We start from the raw sequence: 12,717 nt of genomic DNA, 5'->3' as shown, positions 1-12,717 counted from the left end.
ACTACTGCCAATTTGATTTATCATTTTTTCGATCTTCAACATATTCTCTCATCTTTTTATCCTCCCAATCTTTACCTAAAAAAAAACTGTAATTATATACTTTCATGGCATGTGATCCCAAACCAATCCCCCATGCAAACAACGGAATCAAACTCCACATAAAGGTTGCATCAGTAAGGATATTCATCATTATCAGGAAAGTATTTACTAAAAGGTAAGTAGTTAAATGCGAATAAAAACGCTTGTACTCTGCTACTTTTTTCTTTGCTTCAATTAGTAGATCTTGTTCATCTTCTTGTACATCAATAATTCTCATATGTTCAATTTTTTTGGTTAGTATAGGTATTTGTACTGTAAAGAAATCAGAAGACTCCTCTACTTTTATTGGTTTTGCTGTAAGTAAAGCATAACGACTTGCAATATTCTCTAATCCGATTCCCTTTCTTCCCTCTCTCAACTCTTTCTTACTAAGATTATTCTGAATTTTTAAATAGCCATCAGCTTGTTCAACAATTGTAATGTGAATAGGTTTTGCAGAAGTAGCCTTATTGTGTTTTATCACGTTTTCTAACAATAACTGCAAAGACAGAGGCACCACCTTTCCCCCTTCTTGCTTAACGCTTTCGGGAAAGTCAAAAGTAAGGCTATCCTCAAAGCGCATTTGCAACAGCTCAATATAGGTTCTTGCAAAGGCCAATTCTTCCTCTAAAGGCACGAGTTCTTTGTTCTTTTGATCCAGTATATAACGGTAAGTTCTCGATAGGGATTGATTAAAGAGAATAGCTTTGTCCTGATCTTCTTCTATTAAGGCACCTAAAACATTCAAACTATTAAAAAGGAAATGTGGATCTAACTGATTCTTTAGACTTTCAAACTGAGCAGACACATTCCCTGTAATCACTTTTTGTTCAACGATTTGCTGATTCTTCGCTAAAGCATTTAAGCGCGTATAAATGTAAATAGTATAAACAATAGTCAATAAAAAACTAAAACTACATATTGCCCTAAAGTGCTCATTGAACAATATTATCTGAATACGCTGGTCTTCTAATATAAAAAGGAGGTGAAATAGCTTGATAATAAAACTCAGCATAAAGAATACAGCAAAGAGCGTAATTCCACAGTACAAAGTAAGTTTGTTCACATTCTTCTCATCCGCTCTAAGAAGTTGCTCTATGTCTGTGTAAAACTTTTTGACCAAAAATGAGTGTACAAGCATAAAAGAGCCACCAAAGAACACCAAATAGCCAATGAACGTTGGAAAATCTAAACCATATAGTTTTAAGACTTTCTTAAACAGTACATAGGTCAAAAGCGTTAACAGAAATAGCTTAAATAGCTTAGCTGACTCTTTTCCCCTGTACTCCTTCTTATTTGTATTCTCTACTTCCATCTTTTCTATTTTCTCCTTGATAAACAATCCATTCAATCTTTTCCTTTTTGGGAATTACTTGTTCTTGTATATTAACATCATCAATTGACATTCCTATTAAACTACAAATAGTATTTATCAAAAATAGCGTAAACGAGATTATAACATTCATAATCATTTATTTTTTTGTTAGAACAAATGTCCTTTAAAGTATAGAGATACTCAAAACATAACTACTGAGTTGTGGAATTTAAAGGATGAGTTGTAAATTGCCCCTCATTTTTATAAAAATCTGAAAGTCAAACCCCTGAGTATTACATAAAAAAACAAAGCGAAAAAGGGACTCTTTTATTCTAAAAAAATGAATAATAAGTTTAAATTTGCCATCTAATTCACATTACAATTATGGTATATAAATTTAGAGTAATCCTTGATACAGAAGAAGATATTTTTAGAGATATAGCTATTTTAGAAGACGACTCTCTGGAAGATTTACACAATGCTATTGTAAATGCATTTGGTTTTGACGGAATGGAGGCAGCTTCATTTTACGCCTGTGATGATCAATGGACTCAACTTGAAGAGGAGATTTCATTATTTGATATAGGAGAAGATCACTCAGCAAAAACAATGAGTTCTACTCCAATCAATAGCGTATTGAGTGAGAATCAAACAAAAATCATCTATGTATATGATTTCTTGAATATGTTTACCTTCTTTGTAGAGTTAGGAGCGATTGAAGAAGAAGAACCTGGAAATGCATACCCTGAATTATTGTTCTCTCATGGTATACTACCTGATTCTATGCCGACTCAATCATTTACTGCAAATCCTGTTTCGAATGATGATATCTTTGGAGAATTTGACGATGACTTTGATGAAGAAGATTTCGATATGTTCGACGGAGATGACAACTTTGAGGACTTCGGGTACGAAGACAACTGGAACTAATCCGCTTTTGATTTAACTAAACCTTATATAAGGGATTTATAACCTTTTTATATTATTATTTGCCATGATTAACTTATTTAATGCTCACATAGAAACACTTTCTATCCATAGAGTTGGAAATAAAAGTAGAAGTGAAGCCTTCTTTTTATCAGAAGAACCATATAAACTTAATGATGAAATAGCTCCTTTGTTAAAAGAGTATTTCTTCAAACCTTTTAGAGAAAAAGAGGAGAGTTATTATCAATTTGCGCATGATGTTGATTTGGAATTTAATGAGATGTATAACTATGCAAGTGAATTATTCAATGCTCCATCAAGTGCTAAATCTCATGAAGTTTCTCAGAAAATAACAAAACACTTATTTGAGCAATCAAATCACCCACATATTAAAAATGGGGAAGTTTATGTTACTTACTTGACCAATGTATCTATAGACAACAATGTAGTTGATGCAATAGGGATATTTAAAAGTGAGATTAAAGCTGACTTCTTACAATTCCAAGAAAATGGTTCTAATTTAGAAATGATCCTACAACAGGGGATTAACTTAAATAAATTAGACAAAGGATGTATTATCTTCAATTACAAAAAAGAAGAAGGATACAAAATCTTGACTATTGACAGCAACAAATATGATGCACGTTATTGGTTAGAGCATTTCTTATCTGTAGATATCTTCCAAGACGAAGCATTCATGACTAAAAAATACTTGAAGTTCTGTCAAGATTTCGCTAAAGAAGTTGTACTTCCAGCAGAAGATAAAAAAGAAGAAGTAATGTTCATGAACCGTTCAGTGAACTACTTTGCAAAGAACGACGAGTTTGAAGAATCAAACTTCATCAATGAGGTAATTGAGAATCCTGACTTAGCTGCAGAGTTTAAAAACTACAAAGTAGATAAAGGAGAAAAATACAGTATTGAAGACATCAGCAACTTCCCAATCGCAAATAATGCAGTGACTGATGCTCGCAAGAAAATCAAGAACATCATTAATCTTGATACGAATATTCAAATCAAGCTTGACTTTATCAATCCTGAGAGTGCAGATAAGTTTGTCGAAAAAGGATGGGATGAAGAAAAACAAATGTACTACTACTTAGTTTACTTCAACAAAGAACAAAAAGCGTAATTATATACATAAGGCTATTCACACAAAGAATAGCCTTTTATTGTTAAATACCGACCATATCATGAGAGAATTTGAATACATACTTATATCAGAAAATTCCTTTGAGAACAATGATTTAATCAACTCTAACATTTCTGTTATCAATTATTTACGAGCATCTGAAGTCAATGATGACGAACTCCATCCTGACGGGTTTACAAGCTATTGTGTGGACTATTTTCACACTATATTGAAAGACCAAGGTCTTGCTAAGTTTATTCACGAAAGCAAATGGGAATTAGAATTAATTGAAATTATAGAAGCTGGCTTAGAAGCTATCGGCAATACTGAGTACTTGGAATATTTCCAGAAACAAATGCGCAAAATCAAACTTTTCAGTAAAGTTAAACTGGCTAAATTCTTAGACTCTAAATTTGAAAGTCAAAAAGACATTGCTCTATTACTCGAAGATAACTCTTTCAAGGATTTCACTTCAGATCTTAAAGAAGATCATCAGAATTGGCTGAGAAATCATCCCGATTTAAAAGTAGTTAGTATCGATGAAATGCAAAAGATAATAGTAGATTTTATACAATAAAAAAACACCTCACAATTAAAATTGTGAGGTGTTTTTTTTACTATTGAATTACCGTAGATATTACTCTACATCAAACTCAATTTTAGATATTTTCAAATCCTTACCTTTTCTATCAAGATGGATTCTTTCTTTTACTGTTTTTGTCTTATACTCTACAGTATAATCAAAAATGAAATCTTTTGTTTTCTCCTTTTTGTTGTGCTCTGTTAATTTCCAGTCAGCCATTTTAAAACTTTCAATAGGTCCTAAGCTGTCATGTCTTTCTTTTATTTGACTTGTTAATGCCTCTACATCTTGAGCAGTGAAACTTTCGCTATCCACGTAATTAGGTAAAGAATCTAATTTCTGATTTGTAACAAAGTAGTAATACATACCAATTACAGATTCACCAGCTCTCTGATCTCCAAGAGACTTACTTTCTTTTGTATTTTTACAAGCACCAAAAGCTAATGCCAAAAATAGAATTGTAAAAATTTTCTTCATAAGGAACAAATTTGCGTTAATCAATTACACTATTAATATTATTCTTTTTTATTTCTATTATAAATTTAATAAAAATTTATGATTTAAACAAATACCTCTACCAATTAATTCGCCCTATACAGTGCCATTTTAATGCAAAAGTTAGCATAAGATTAATTCTCGACAATAATTCTAAAATGAAGTAAACTAAATTATTCTTTTTTCCCTTTCTGATTAGATAGAGCAACATTAAGCACGATGAGGATATCACTGCAAATACTAAATAATTATCATCTCAATCCCCTAAAAAGAAAACAGCTCTAACACCTTAGCCAATTCGCAAAAAGGTTGTCAGTCTTTCGATATGATAGTTTGCAATGACATCCCAATCACATCTAACTTATTTTACTCTATTACTAAAGTTGGTCATAAACTTATCTACTTTGGGCTTTACAACCATCTGACAATAGGGATTACTATCCCCCTTAACAGCAAAGTAATCTTTGTGATAATCTTCTGCTACATAAAATAAAGTTGCCTTACTGACTACAGTTACTATAGGATCTTCAAATACGCGCTCTTGACTCAACACAGCTATGTACTCCTCTGCTAAAGTCTTCTGCTCAAGACCCGTATAAAATATCTCACTTCGGTACTGTGTGCCCACATCTGCTCCTTGCCTATTCAAAGTAGTAGGATTATGAGTTGCAAAGAATACCTCTAACAATTGATTGTAATTAACAACATTTCCATCATACATAATTTGAATTGCCTCTGCAAAACCGGTCTCTCCTGTACAAACCTGCTCATAAGTAGGATCAACTGTGTGTCCTCCAATATATCCAGGTAGCACTTGTTCTACTCCTTTTAAGTTTTTAAAAATGGCTTCTGTACACCAAAAGCACCCTCCAGCAAAAATGGCCTTTTGCAAGTTTATATTGTTCTCCATTTGTTTATACTATTTTCTATTACTATTTATCAGAGATAAAAATATTATATTTTACGCTATAAAAAAAAATGACTGAATTAATTAGTTGTTATATGTCACAGCAAAGTATTCACAATCTTACTTTGACTTTGTCGTTCTACTAAATTCTAAAGTAATTTCCACAATTACTTATTTGATAACTGTAAAAACAATCTGACAAAGTTTCGCTCTTGCAACATAAAAATCGTTACTTTGCAATACTAAAACCACAATCAAAATATGATTAGAGCAGTAAATATTCACAAATTCTACGATAAATTAGAAGTCCTTAAAGGAGTAGATCTTCACATTAAAAAAGGAGAAGTTGTATCTATTGTTGGTGCATCTGGTGCAGGAAAAACAACTTTATTACAAATATTAGGTACTCTTGATCATCCTACTACACAAGAAAACACCTCTCTACATATCAATGGCAGCGATATACTGCAGTTAGACGATAAAGAACTTTCTAAGTTTAGAAACCTAAACCTTGGATTTATCTTCCAATTTCACCAATTACTCCCTGAGTTCACAGCTTTAGAAAATGTTTATCTTCCCGCTCTTATAGCTGGAAAAACTATTTCAGAAGTGGAACAAGACGCTATTGATCTGTTAAATTACTTAGATCTATCTCATAGGATAAAGCACTATCCATCTGAACTATCAGGAGGAGAACAGCAAAGAGTGGCAGTTGCAAGAGCTCTAATTAACAAGCCACAGGTCATTTTCGCAGATGAGCCTTCGGGAAATTTAGATACGCACTCGGCAGAAAACCTCCACAAACTATTCTTCCAATTAAGAGATGAATTAGGACAAACTTTTGTCATTGTTACTCACAATGAAGAATTAGCTGATATGGCAGATAGAAAGCTTACAATGGTTGATGGAATTATAGTATCAAAGTAATAAAACAAATGAATTTAAACGATCTTAAAGAATTTTTAGACGAAAAAGTTCTTTTATACAATGCTCCAGCTTTTATTGTTGATGATCCGATTCAGATACCACATCTTTACACGTTGAAAGAGGATATTGAAATTGCTGGCTACCTAAGTGCTACTATAGCATGGGGCAATAGAAAGATGATTATAAAGAATGCGAAGCGAATGATGGAACTCATGGGGAATTCTCCTTACGATTTCGTTATGGAGCACAAGCAAGACCACTTAGACAATCTTGATTCATTCGTCCATAGAACCTTTAACGGAGTAGATTTTGCAACTTTTATAAAAGGGCTCAAACACATTTATACCAATCACAATGGTTTAGAAAGTGTTTTTGCAAATACATCTGCTCCTATGCAAGAGAGAATATCTAATTTCAAAAGATTATTTTTTGAAATAGAACACCCTACTCGATCAGAGAAACACATCTCCGACCCTATGAAAGGCTCTGCTGCAAAGAGAATTAATATGTACCTCCGCTGGATGGTGCGAAATGACAATAACGGTGTAGATCTTGGCATATGGAATACCATAAGCACCGCTGATCTATCTTGTCCCTTAGATGTACACTCTGGCAATGTTGCTCGTAAACTGGGGATACTAAAGCGCAAACAAAATGACGCAAAAGCATTAGCTGAATTAGATAATGTTTTGCGTCAGATGGATCCTATAGATCCAGTAAAATATGACTTTGCCTTATTTGGCTTAGGTGCTATTGAAAAATTCTAAATAGCCTATATTTACATACTTTGATAATCTAATGGCACACGGTCATAGTAAATCGCTTTAACGATTCCATCGGATACTCCTATCTTAGGAACGTAAATATACTTAGCACCACTCCATTTCATCGCGCTGCTATAAATGCGTAGAGCTGGTATAATAACGTCGGCGCGATCTGGATTCAAACCTAATTCGGAAATACGCTCATCATAAGACATCTCCTTTAACTTATTGTATTGCTGTGTCAAATAACTATAAGTTAAAGGTTTATCTTGTGCTTTGGCTGACATCTTAAATATCTTATTGATATTCCCACCAGATCCGACAACAACAAGGTCTTTTAAGTTTACTGTATTCTCCTTGATCCACGATTCTATCTCTATCCAAACTGATTTAGGTACCATATCGTTTATCAGTCGCACTGTACCATTTCTAAACGACTGAGATGCAACTTGTTCTCCATTTGAAAATATCGTAAACTCAGTGCTCCCCCCACCTACATCAATATACATCACATTTTGTGTACTGTTGATAAAGTGTTTTAAATCAGAGGACGCAATTATCATCGCTTCTTTTTTCCCATCAATTATACTAATCTTTATTCCAGATTCTTTATATATCTCCTCTACAATCTCCTCTCCATTTTCAGCCTCTCTCATAGCACTTGTAGCACAAGCCATATACCTATCCACCTTATTTACCTTCATTAGCAAATAAAAGGCCTTCATAGAATCAATCATACGCAACTTCGACTCTTCACTAATTTCTCCTTTAGTAAATGAATCTTGTCCTAAACGCACTGGGACCCTAATCAATGAACTCTTATTAAACACAGTCGTTTTTCCTTTTTCCTCAACTATGTTCGTTATTAATAATCTCATGGCATTAGAACCAATGTCTATAGCGGCGTATTTCTTTATCTTTAGCATATATTATATTAACTCTTGTTATTTAATTTTTCTCTGTAATATTTATACATTTCCATTTGAGAATGGAAAACTTCTCCTTCTTCAATTTTTCTGTAATTATTAGATAAATCACCACTTTGAATACGCGTCTTATAGTTTCCTTTCCAACCGATATTGAAAGTGTCAATTAATTCTTGCTTGATATCCTCATCGTAAATTGGACAAGTCACCTCTACCCTTTCATCTAAATTTCTAGTCATAAAATCTGCAGAAGAAATATATACTGCAGGTTTGTCGTTATTGCCGAAGATATAAACTCGAGAATGCTCTAAGAACCTATCTACGATACTAATTGCTTCGATATTCTCGCTCATACCAGGCACACCAGGAATAAGAGAGCATATTCCCCTAATAATCAATTGTATTTTCACTCCTGCACAACTTGCATCATATAGTTTATCAATCATCTTAATATCTGACAAGCTATTCATTTTCAACCCTATATAAGCAGGCAAACCATTTTTAGCATTAGTTATCTCACGCTCGATTAGCTTATAAAATCCCTTACGAGTATAATGAGGAGATACTAAAAGGTGTTTGTATTTGTGAACCCTATAGTTTACTTGTAAAAACTCAAATACTTTGGAAACGTCTTTCATAATCTGATTATGACTTGTAAACAAAGTGACATCTGTATAGATTTTACTCGTACTTTCATTAAAGTTCCCTGTTGATATAAAGCCGTATCTCTTTACTTTTTTATTCTCCAGACGCTCAACAACACATATCTTACTGTGTACTTTTAGCCCTTTTACACCAAAAATTAAGTGAATGCCCTCTGCTTGCATTAACTCTGAATAATAGATATTACTAGCCTCGTCGAAACGCGCCTGTAATTCAATCTGAGCAATTACTTGCTTGCCATTCTTCACTGCATTTATCAAAGAACTGATAATCTGCGAGTTCTTAGCTAATCGATATAAAGTGATTTTTATAGATAATACTTGGGGGTCTAATGCAGCTTCCCTTAAAAATTTAACCAAATATGAAAAAGATTGATAAGGAGTATATACCATATAATCTTTCTTCTGTACTTGCTGTATAATACTATCTTCAAGACTTAAATTAGGCACTCCTACTGGCAGTAATTTTGGATAGGTAAGATCCGTTCTCCCCATATTGGGAAACCCCATATAATCTCGTCTATTGTGATACCTGCCACCAGGGATAATACTGTCGTTCAATTCTATTTCAATATTCTGAAGTAAAAACTGCAAAGTTTCCTCCTCCATCTCGCGGTCAAAGACAAATCGAACAACAGCACCCTCTCTTCTATCCCTGACTCCACTTGATATTTTTTCTACAAACGACTTGTGTAAATCCGTATCGAAGTCTAATTCAGCATCTCTTGTGATTTTAATCATATGAGCTGCTTCCGCCTTATAATCAATAATATTGAAAATAGAATCTAAATTAAATCGGATAATATCATCTATCATAATGATAAACTTCTTATCTCCTTCACAAGGGAGTTCTACAAAGCGATTGATTATATTTGGTATTTCTATAATAGCATAACGCACAGGAGATACAGCCTTTCTAATTTTCTCTGATTGATGCTTTTGCACTAATTTGTCATCTAACATCAATTTCACAACAAGATACCCATGCGTATCTCTCAATAAAGGAAACTCAGCTAAATCACTTAATATAATTGTCACTAAGTCAGGAGATACTTGATGCAGAAAGAAATCCTTTACAAAAGCTTGTTGCTTTTCGTTTATTTCCTTGTCATTGACAATAAAAATATTCTCCTCCTCCAACTTCGATTCAACTTCTGTCAGAATACGCAAACTTTCGTTTTGTAGTTCAATTACTCTTTTCGTAATCTCACTCAATAGCGTTTTGACAACTTCTCCACTACTCAATTTTCGGTTGCTTTGACCAGTAAGTGTCATTCGTCTAATTGTCGCATAGCGCACGCGAAAGAACTCATCCAGATTGTTGGAAAAAATCCCAATAAATCTAAGTCTTTCTAATAGCGGTACAGTTGAGTCAGCTGCTTCTTGCAGTACTCTTTCATTAAAAGACAACCAACTTTTCTCTCTATCTACGTAATGGTATTTAGGCGTATTTGTGTTCATTATTTTTTAAATCTCTTGGGAATATGGTTAATTGAATCTTCCCTTTGCAAATATCCTCCCAATTATCTATGCTAAATTTCATAATGACAGACCCTGAAGTTGGAATATTCTCGAAAGATTCGTTACCAAATTTATTAACAAAATTTGTTATAGCGTCATTATGCCCAAAAAGAATTAGAGTATTATGTTCATTTTTGCATTTTTTTATGACTTTCAAAAGATCATACTCATCAAAAGTATAAAGCTCATCATTATAAACGATACAATCTAAGTTAATATCCATATTCTGACCAAAGATGATTGCAGTTTGTTTTGCGCGTACAGCTGTACTTGACCAAACAATGAATTTTTTTGGCAGATAAGACAATATTGCATTTGAAACTAAATGCGCATCTTTAATTCCGCGACGTGACAAAGGACGACTTTTGTCATCTGTTACTATATCCCAACAAGATTTAGCGTGTCGAATCAAAATAATTGTTTTCATAATAAAGCATTTTTTGTTGATTAATGGTTAAAATTTGTTGGTTTTATAGTCTAAATCATAATGAGTTATCAATAGTAACTTTAAATCTAATAAAAAAAATCAAAATAAAATACATTTTATACTCTAAAATAAAAACTTTAATTTTGAGGTATTAATTTTAATATAGCATAATGAGAAACTTCTCAATTGAGTTTAAGTGGGCTGCGATTGCTACACTTGCTGCATTAGTCTGGATGTTTGTAGTTAAATCACTGGGTTTTCATAGCGTTGAAAAGATCCGATTCGAAGTCCTTCTTGAAATACTTTTTAATTTTATTCTAATTCTTTTCTATTGGTTAGGTATAAGACAGAAAAAGAAAGAATTTTACAACGGTATTATTACTTGGCAAAAAGCATTTTTAAGTGGATTGGTCATGTGTATTCTGATCACATTCTTTTACCCAATGATTCAATACATTACCTTTAATCAAGTGACTCCTGAATTCATGGATACTTTGACTCAAGCTATTGTAACACAAACCAACATTCCGCTTGAAGAAGCTCAAAAGAATGCTACCTTTGACATTTTCCTTAGAAACGGTGTTACCAATAACTTGTCGTTTGGAGTAGTTATCATCGCAGTAGTTTCTTATTTTCAACAAACCAAAGACAAAGAACTGCTAAAGAAAAATGCGACTCAAAAAGCAGAAGTAGTCAAAGTAAAAAAGAACAAAACAAAAAGAAAGACATATTAAACTGATAAGATTATGAACTTAAATAATATCCCACAAATCAAAAATACGGATGCTGATAATTTCTTTTTATTAGCAGGTCCTTGTGCTATTGAAGGTGAAGAAATGGCAATGCGCATCGCAGAGCACATTGTTAAAGTAACAGACAAATTGAAAATACCATACGTATTCAAGGGGTCGTTCAAAAAAGCAAACCGCTCGAGAATTGATAGTTTTACGGGAATTGGCGACGAAAAAGCACTAAAAATCTTGCAAAAAGTAAGTAAGGAATTTGGTGTTCCAACTGTAACAGACATTCACGAAATTAGCGATGCTACAATGGCAGCAGAATACGTTGACATCTTGCAGATACCTGCTTTCTTAGTTAGACAAACAGATCTTGTGGTTGCTGCTGCTAACACAGGTAAAACTGTTAACTTGAAAAAAGGGCAGTTCATGAGTCCTGAAAGTATGAAACACGCAGTTCAAAAAGTACTGGATTGCAACAATGAGAACGTAATGATGACGGACAGAGGTACTATGTTTGGCTACCAAGACATGATCGTTGACTATAGAGGTATTCCAACTATGAAACAATTTGGAACAACTGTTTTAGATATTACACATTCATTACAACAGCCAAATCAAAGTTCTGGTGTTACTGGAGGTAGACCTGACCTTATTGGAACTATCGCAAAAGCGGGTATTGCAGTAGGAGTTGATGGATTATTTTTAGAGACACATTTCGATCCAGCTAATGCAAAAAGTGATGGAGCAAACATGTTGCATTTGGACTATTTTGAAGACTTGATGACTAAATTAGTTGCGATACGCCAAACAGTAAATAAATTCTAAAATAAAATGAAAAATAATTTTCTCTGTACTATTTTTATAACCAAAGGTTTAGCAGTACAGAGAAAATAAAACTTCAAAAAAAAATTCAAGAACGCTTGCAGATTAAGGAAACAGCTCTATCTTTGCACCGTTCTTAACAAGAAGATAAGCAATCAAGCTTAGGGGAGATACTCAAGCGGCCAACGAGGACGGACTGTAAATCCGTTGGGAAACCTTCGCAGGTTCGAATCCTGCTCTCCCCACCAAAGTTCTTATAGACTGTAAAAATATTGTAAAATACCGGAGGGGAGATACTCAAGCGGCCAACGAGGACGGACTGTAAATCCGTTGGGAAACCTTCGCAGGTTCGAATCCTGCTCTCCCCACTACTATTTTTATAGACTATAATACATTTTAAAATATCGGAGGGGAGATACTCAAGCGGCCAACGAGGACGGACTGTAAATCCGTTGGGAAACCTTCGCAGGTTCGAATCCTGCTCTCCCCAC

General features: G+C 33.6%; 14 protein-coding genes and 3 tRNA genes. 10 read left to right on the top strand and 7 right to left on the bottom strand.

Annotated elements, in window-relative coordinates; translation table 11 throughout:
* Position 1: 1 nt before the first annotated feature.
* Together GJV76_RS09280 and GJV76_RS09275 are read right to left on the bottom strand one after the other, a co-directional pair.
* On the bottom strand, positions 2-1,393 hold the full coding sequence (locus GJV76_RS09280; protein WP_155092341.1) for a 2TM domain-containing protein: 1,392 nt from the start codon (positions 1,391-1,393) through the stop codon (positions 2-4).
* Complete coding sequence (locus tag GJV76_RS09275) at positions 1,371-1,544, bottom strand: hypothetical protein (protein WP_155092340.1); 174 nt, start codon at positions 1,542-1,544, stop codon at positions 1,371-1,373. The genes GJV76_RS09280 and GJV76_RS09275 overlap by 23 nt, the downstream gene beginning before the upstream one ends.
* A gap of 233 nt (positions 1,545-1,777) precedes the next feature.
* Here GJV76_RS09275 and GJV76_RS09270 point away from each other — a divergent pair, with 233 nt between their 5' ends.
* From GJV76_RS09270 to GJV76_RS09260, 3 genes are all read left to right on the top strand, one after another.
* Positions 1,778-2,323 carry an IS1096 element passenger TnpR family protein gene (locus GJV76_RS09270; RefSeq protein WP_155092339.1) on the top strand — a complete coding sequence of 182 codons (546 nt, stop codon included), beginning with the start codon at positions 1,778-1,780 and terminating at the stop codon, positions 2,321-2,323.
* A gap of 64 nt (positions 2,324-2,387) precedes the next feature.
* Entirely contained in the window at positions 2,388-3,452 is a 1,065-nt protein-coding gene (locus GJV76_RS09265) for a nucleoid-associated protein (RefSeq protein WP_155092338.1), read from the top strand.
* Between the two features lie 61 nt (positions 3,453-3,513).
* Positions 3,514-4,029, top strand: a complete 516-nt coding sequence (locus GJV76_RS09260) for a DMP19 family protein (RefSeq protein WP_155092337.1) — start codon at positions 3,514-3,516, stop codon at positions 4,027-4,029.
* Between the two features lie 60 nt (positions 4,030-4,089).
* Here the strand turns inward: GJV76_RS09260 and GJV76_RS09255 are convergent, their stop codons facing one another.
* Positions 4,090-4,512: a hypothetical protein gene (locus GJV76_RS09255; protein WP_155092336.1), complete on the bottom strand. Its 423-nt coding sequence runs from the start codon at positions 4,510-4,512 to the stop codon at positions 4,090-4,092.
* Between the two features lie 379 nt (positions 4,513-4,891).
* Positions 4,892-5,440 carry a peptide-methionine (S)-S-oxide reductase MsrA gene (gene msrA, locus GJV76_RS09250; RefSeq protein ID WP_155092335.1) on the bottom strand — a complete coding sequence of 183 codons (549 nt, stop codon included), beginning with the start codon at positions 5,438-5,440 and terminating at the stop codon, positions 4,892-4,894.
* 258 nt (positions 5,441-5,698) lie between these two features.
* On the opposite strand from msrA, the gene GJV76_RS09245 reads away from it, so the two are divergent.
* The gene (locus GJV76_RS09245) at positions 5,699-6,364 is read left to right on the top strand and encodes an ABC transporter ATP-binding protein (protein WP_155092334.1); all 666 of its coding nucleotides are present in this window, start codon (positions 5,699-5,701) and stop codon (positions 6,362-6,364) included.
* Between the two features lie 8 nt (positions 6,365-6,372).
* The gene (locus GJV76_RS09240) at positions 6,373-7,131 is read left to right on the top strand and encodes a TIGR02757 family protein (RefSeq protein WP_155092333.1); all 759 of its coding nucleotides are present in this window, start codon (positions 6,373-6,375) and stop codon (positions 7,129-7,131) included.
* A gap of 11 nt (positions 7,132-7,142) precedes the next feature.
* Here the strand turns inward: GJV76_RS09240 and GJV76_RS09235 are convergent, their stop codons facing one another.
* Genes GJV76_RS09235 through GJV76_RS09225 form a run of 3 tightly spaced genes read right to left on the bottom strand, consistent with a single transcriptional unit; the run spans position 7,143 to position 10,664 of the window.
* On the bottom strand, positions 7,143-8,054 hold the full coding sequence (locus GJV76_RS09235) for a Ppx/GppA phosphatase family protein (RefSeq protein WP_155092332.1): 912 nt from the start codon (positions 8,052-8,054) through the stop codon (positions 7,143-7,145).
* 8 nt (positions 8,055-8,062) lie between these two features.
* Positions 8,063-10,177 (bottom strand): polyphosphate kinase 1, encoded by a 2,115-nt coding sequence (gene ppk1, locus GJV76_RS09230; RefSeq protein ID WP_155092331.1) that lies wholly within the window; start codon positions 10,175-10,177, stop codon positions 8,063-8,065.
* On the bottom strand, positions 10,158-10,664 hold the full coding sequence (locus GJV76_RS09225; RefSeq protein WP_155092330.1) for a SixA phosphatase family protein: 507 nt from the start codon (positions 10,662-10,664) through the stop codon (positions 10,158-10,160). Before GJV76_RS09225 ends, ppk1 begins: the two co-directional genes overlap by 20 nt.
* Positions 10,665-10,834: 170 nt before the next feature.
* Here GJV76_RS09225 and GJV76_RS09220 point away from each other — a divergent pair, with 170 nt between their 5' ends.
* The 5 genes from GJV76_RS09220 to GJV76_RS09200 all read left to right on the top strand — a co-directional run bounded on the left by GJV76_RS09220 (position 10,835) and on the right by GJV76_RS09200 (position 12,716).
* Positions 10,835-11,398, top strand: coding sequence for a DUF4199 domain-containing protein (locus GJV76_RS09220; protein ID WP_155092329.1), 564 nt, complete (start codon positions 10,835-10,837; stop codon positions 11,396-11,398).
* Positions 11,399-11,410: 12 nt separating this feature from the next.
* Positions 11,411-12,229 (top strand): 3-deoxy-8-phosphooctulonate synthase, encoded by an 819-nt coding sequence (gene kdsA, locus GJV76_RS09215; RefSeq protein ID WP_155092328.1) that lies wholly within the window; start codon positions 11,411-11,413, stop codon positions 12,227-12,229.
* Positions 12,230-12,390: 161 nt separating this feature from the next.
* Positions 12,391-12,474, top strand: a tRNA-Tyr gene (locus tag GJV76_RS09210).
* Positions 12,475-12,513: 39 nt separating this feature from the next.
* Positions 12,514-12,594, top strand: a tRNA-Tyr gene (locus GJV76_RS09205).
* Positions 12,595-12,635: 41 nt separating this feature from the next.
* Positions 12,636-12,716: transfer RNA gene (locus tag GJV76_RS09200), tRNA-Tyr, on the top strand.
* Position 12,717 lies beyond the last annotated feature (1 nt).

The organism is Myroides albus (assembly GCF_009711045.1).
Classification (GTDB): domain Bacteria; phylum Bacteroidota; class Bacteroidia; order Flavobacteriales; family Flavobacteriaceae; genus Flavobacterium; species Flavobacterium album_A.
This window is presented reverse-complemented; position numbering and strand designations above follow the sequence as displayed.

Bases quoted from the DNA above. Each gene is read 5' to 3' on its own strand.
- GJV76_RS09280 (WP_155092341.1), bottom strand. From the start codon at position 1,393: ATGGAAGTAGAGAATACAAATAAGAAGGAGTACAGGGGAAAAGAGTCA.
- GJV76_RS09275 (WP_155092340.1), bottom strand. From the start codon at position 1,544: ATGAATGTTATAATCTCGTTTACGCTATTTTTGATAAATACTATTTGT.
- GJV76_RS09270 (WP_155092339.1), top strand. From the start codon at position 1,778: ATGGTATATAAATTTAGAGTAATCCTTGATACAGAAGAAGATATTTTT.
- GJV76_RS09265 (WP_155092338.1), top strand. From the start codon at position 2,388: ATGATTAACTTATTTAATGCTCACATAGAAACACTTTCTATCCATAGA.
- GJV76_RS09260 (WP_155092337.1), top strand. From the start codon at position 3,514: ATGAGAGAATTTGAATACATACTTATATCAGAAAATTCCTTTGAGAAC.
- GJV76_RS09255 (WP_155092336.1), bottom strand. From the start codon at position 4,512: ATGAAGAAAATTTTTACAATTCTATTTTTGGCATTAGCTTTTGGTGCT.
- msrA (WP_155092335.1), bottom strand. From the start codon at position 5,440: ATGGAGAACAATATAAACTTGCAAAAGGCCATTTTTGCTGGAGGGTGC.
- GJV76_RS09245 (WP_155092334.1), top strand. From the start codon at position 5,699: ATGATTAGAGCAGTAAATATTCACAAATTCTACGATAAATTAGAAGTC.
- GJV76_RS09240 (WP_155092333.1), top strand. From the start codon at position 6,373: ATGAATTTAAACGATCTTAAAGAATTTTTAGACGAAAAAGTTCTTTTA.
- GJV76_RS09235 (WP_155092332.1), bottom strand. From the start codon at position 8,054: ATGCTAAAGATAAAGAAATACGCCGCTATAGACATTGGTTCTAATGCC.
- ppk1 (WP_155092331.1), bottom strand. From the start codon at position 10,177: ATGAACACAAATACGCCTAAATACCATTACGTAGATAGAGAGAAAAGT.
- GJV76_RS09225 (WP_155092330.1), bottom strand. From the start codon at position 10,664: ATGAAAACAATTATTTTGATTCGACACGCTAAATCTTGTTGGGATATA.
- GJV76_RS09220 (WP_155092329.1), top strand. From the start codon at position 10,835: ATGAGAAACTTCTCAATTGAGTTTAAGTGGGCTGCGATTGCTACACTT.
- kdsA (WP_155092328.1), top strand. From the start codon at position 11,411: ATGAACTTAAATAATATCCCACAAATCAAAAATACGGATGCTGATAAT.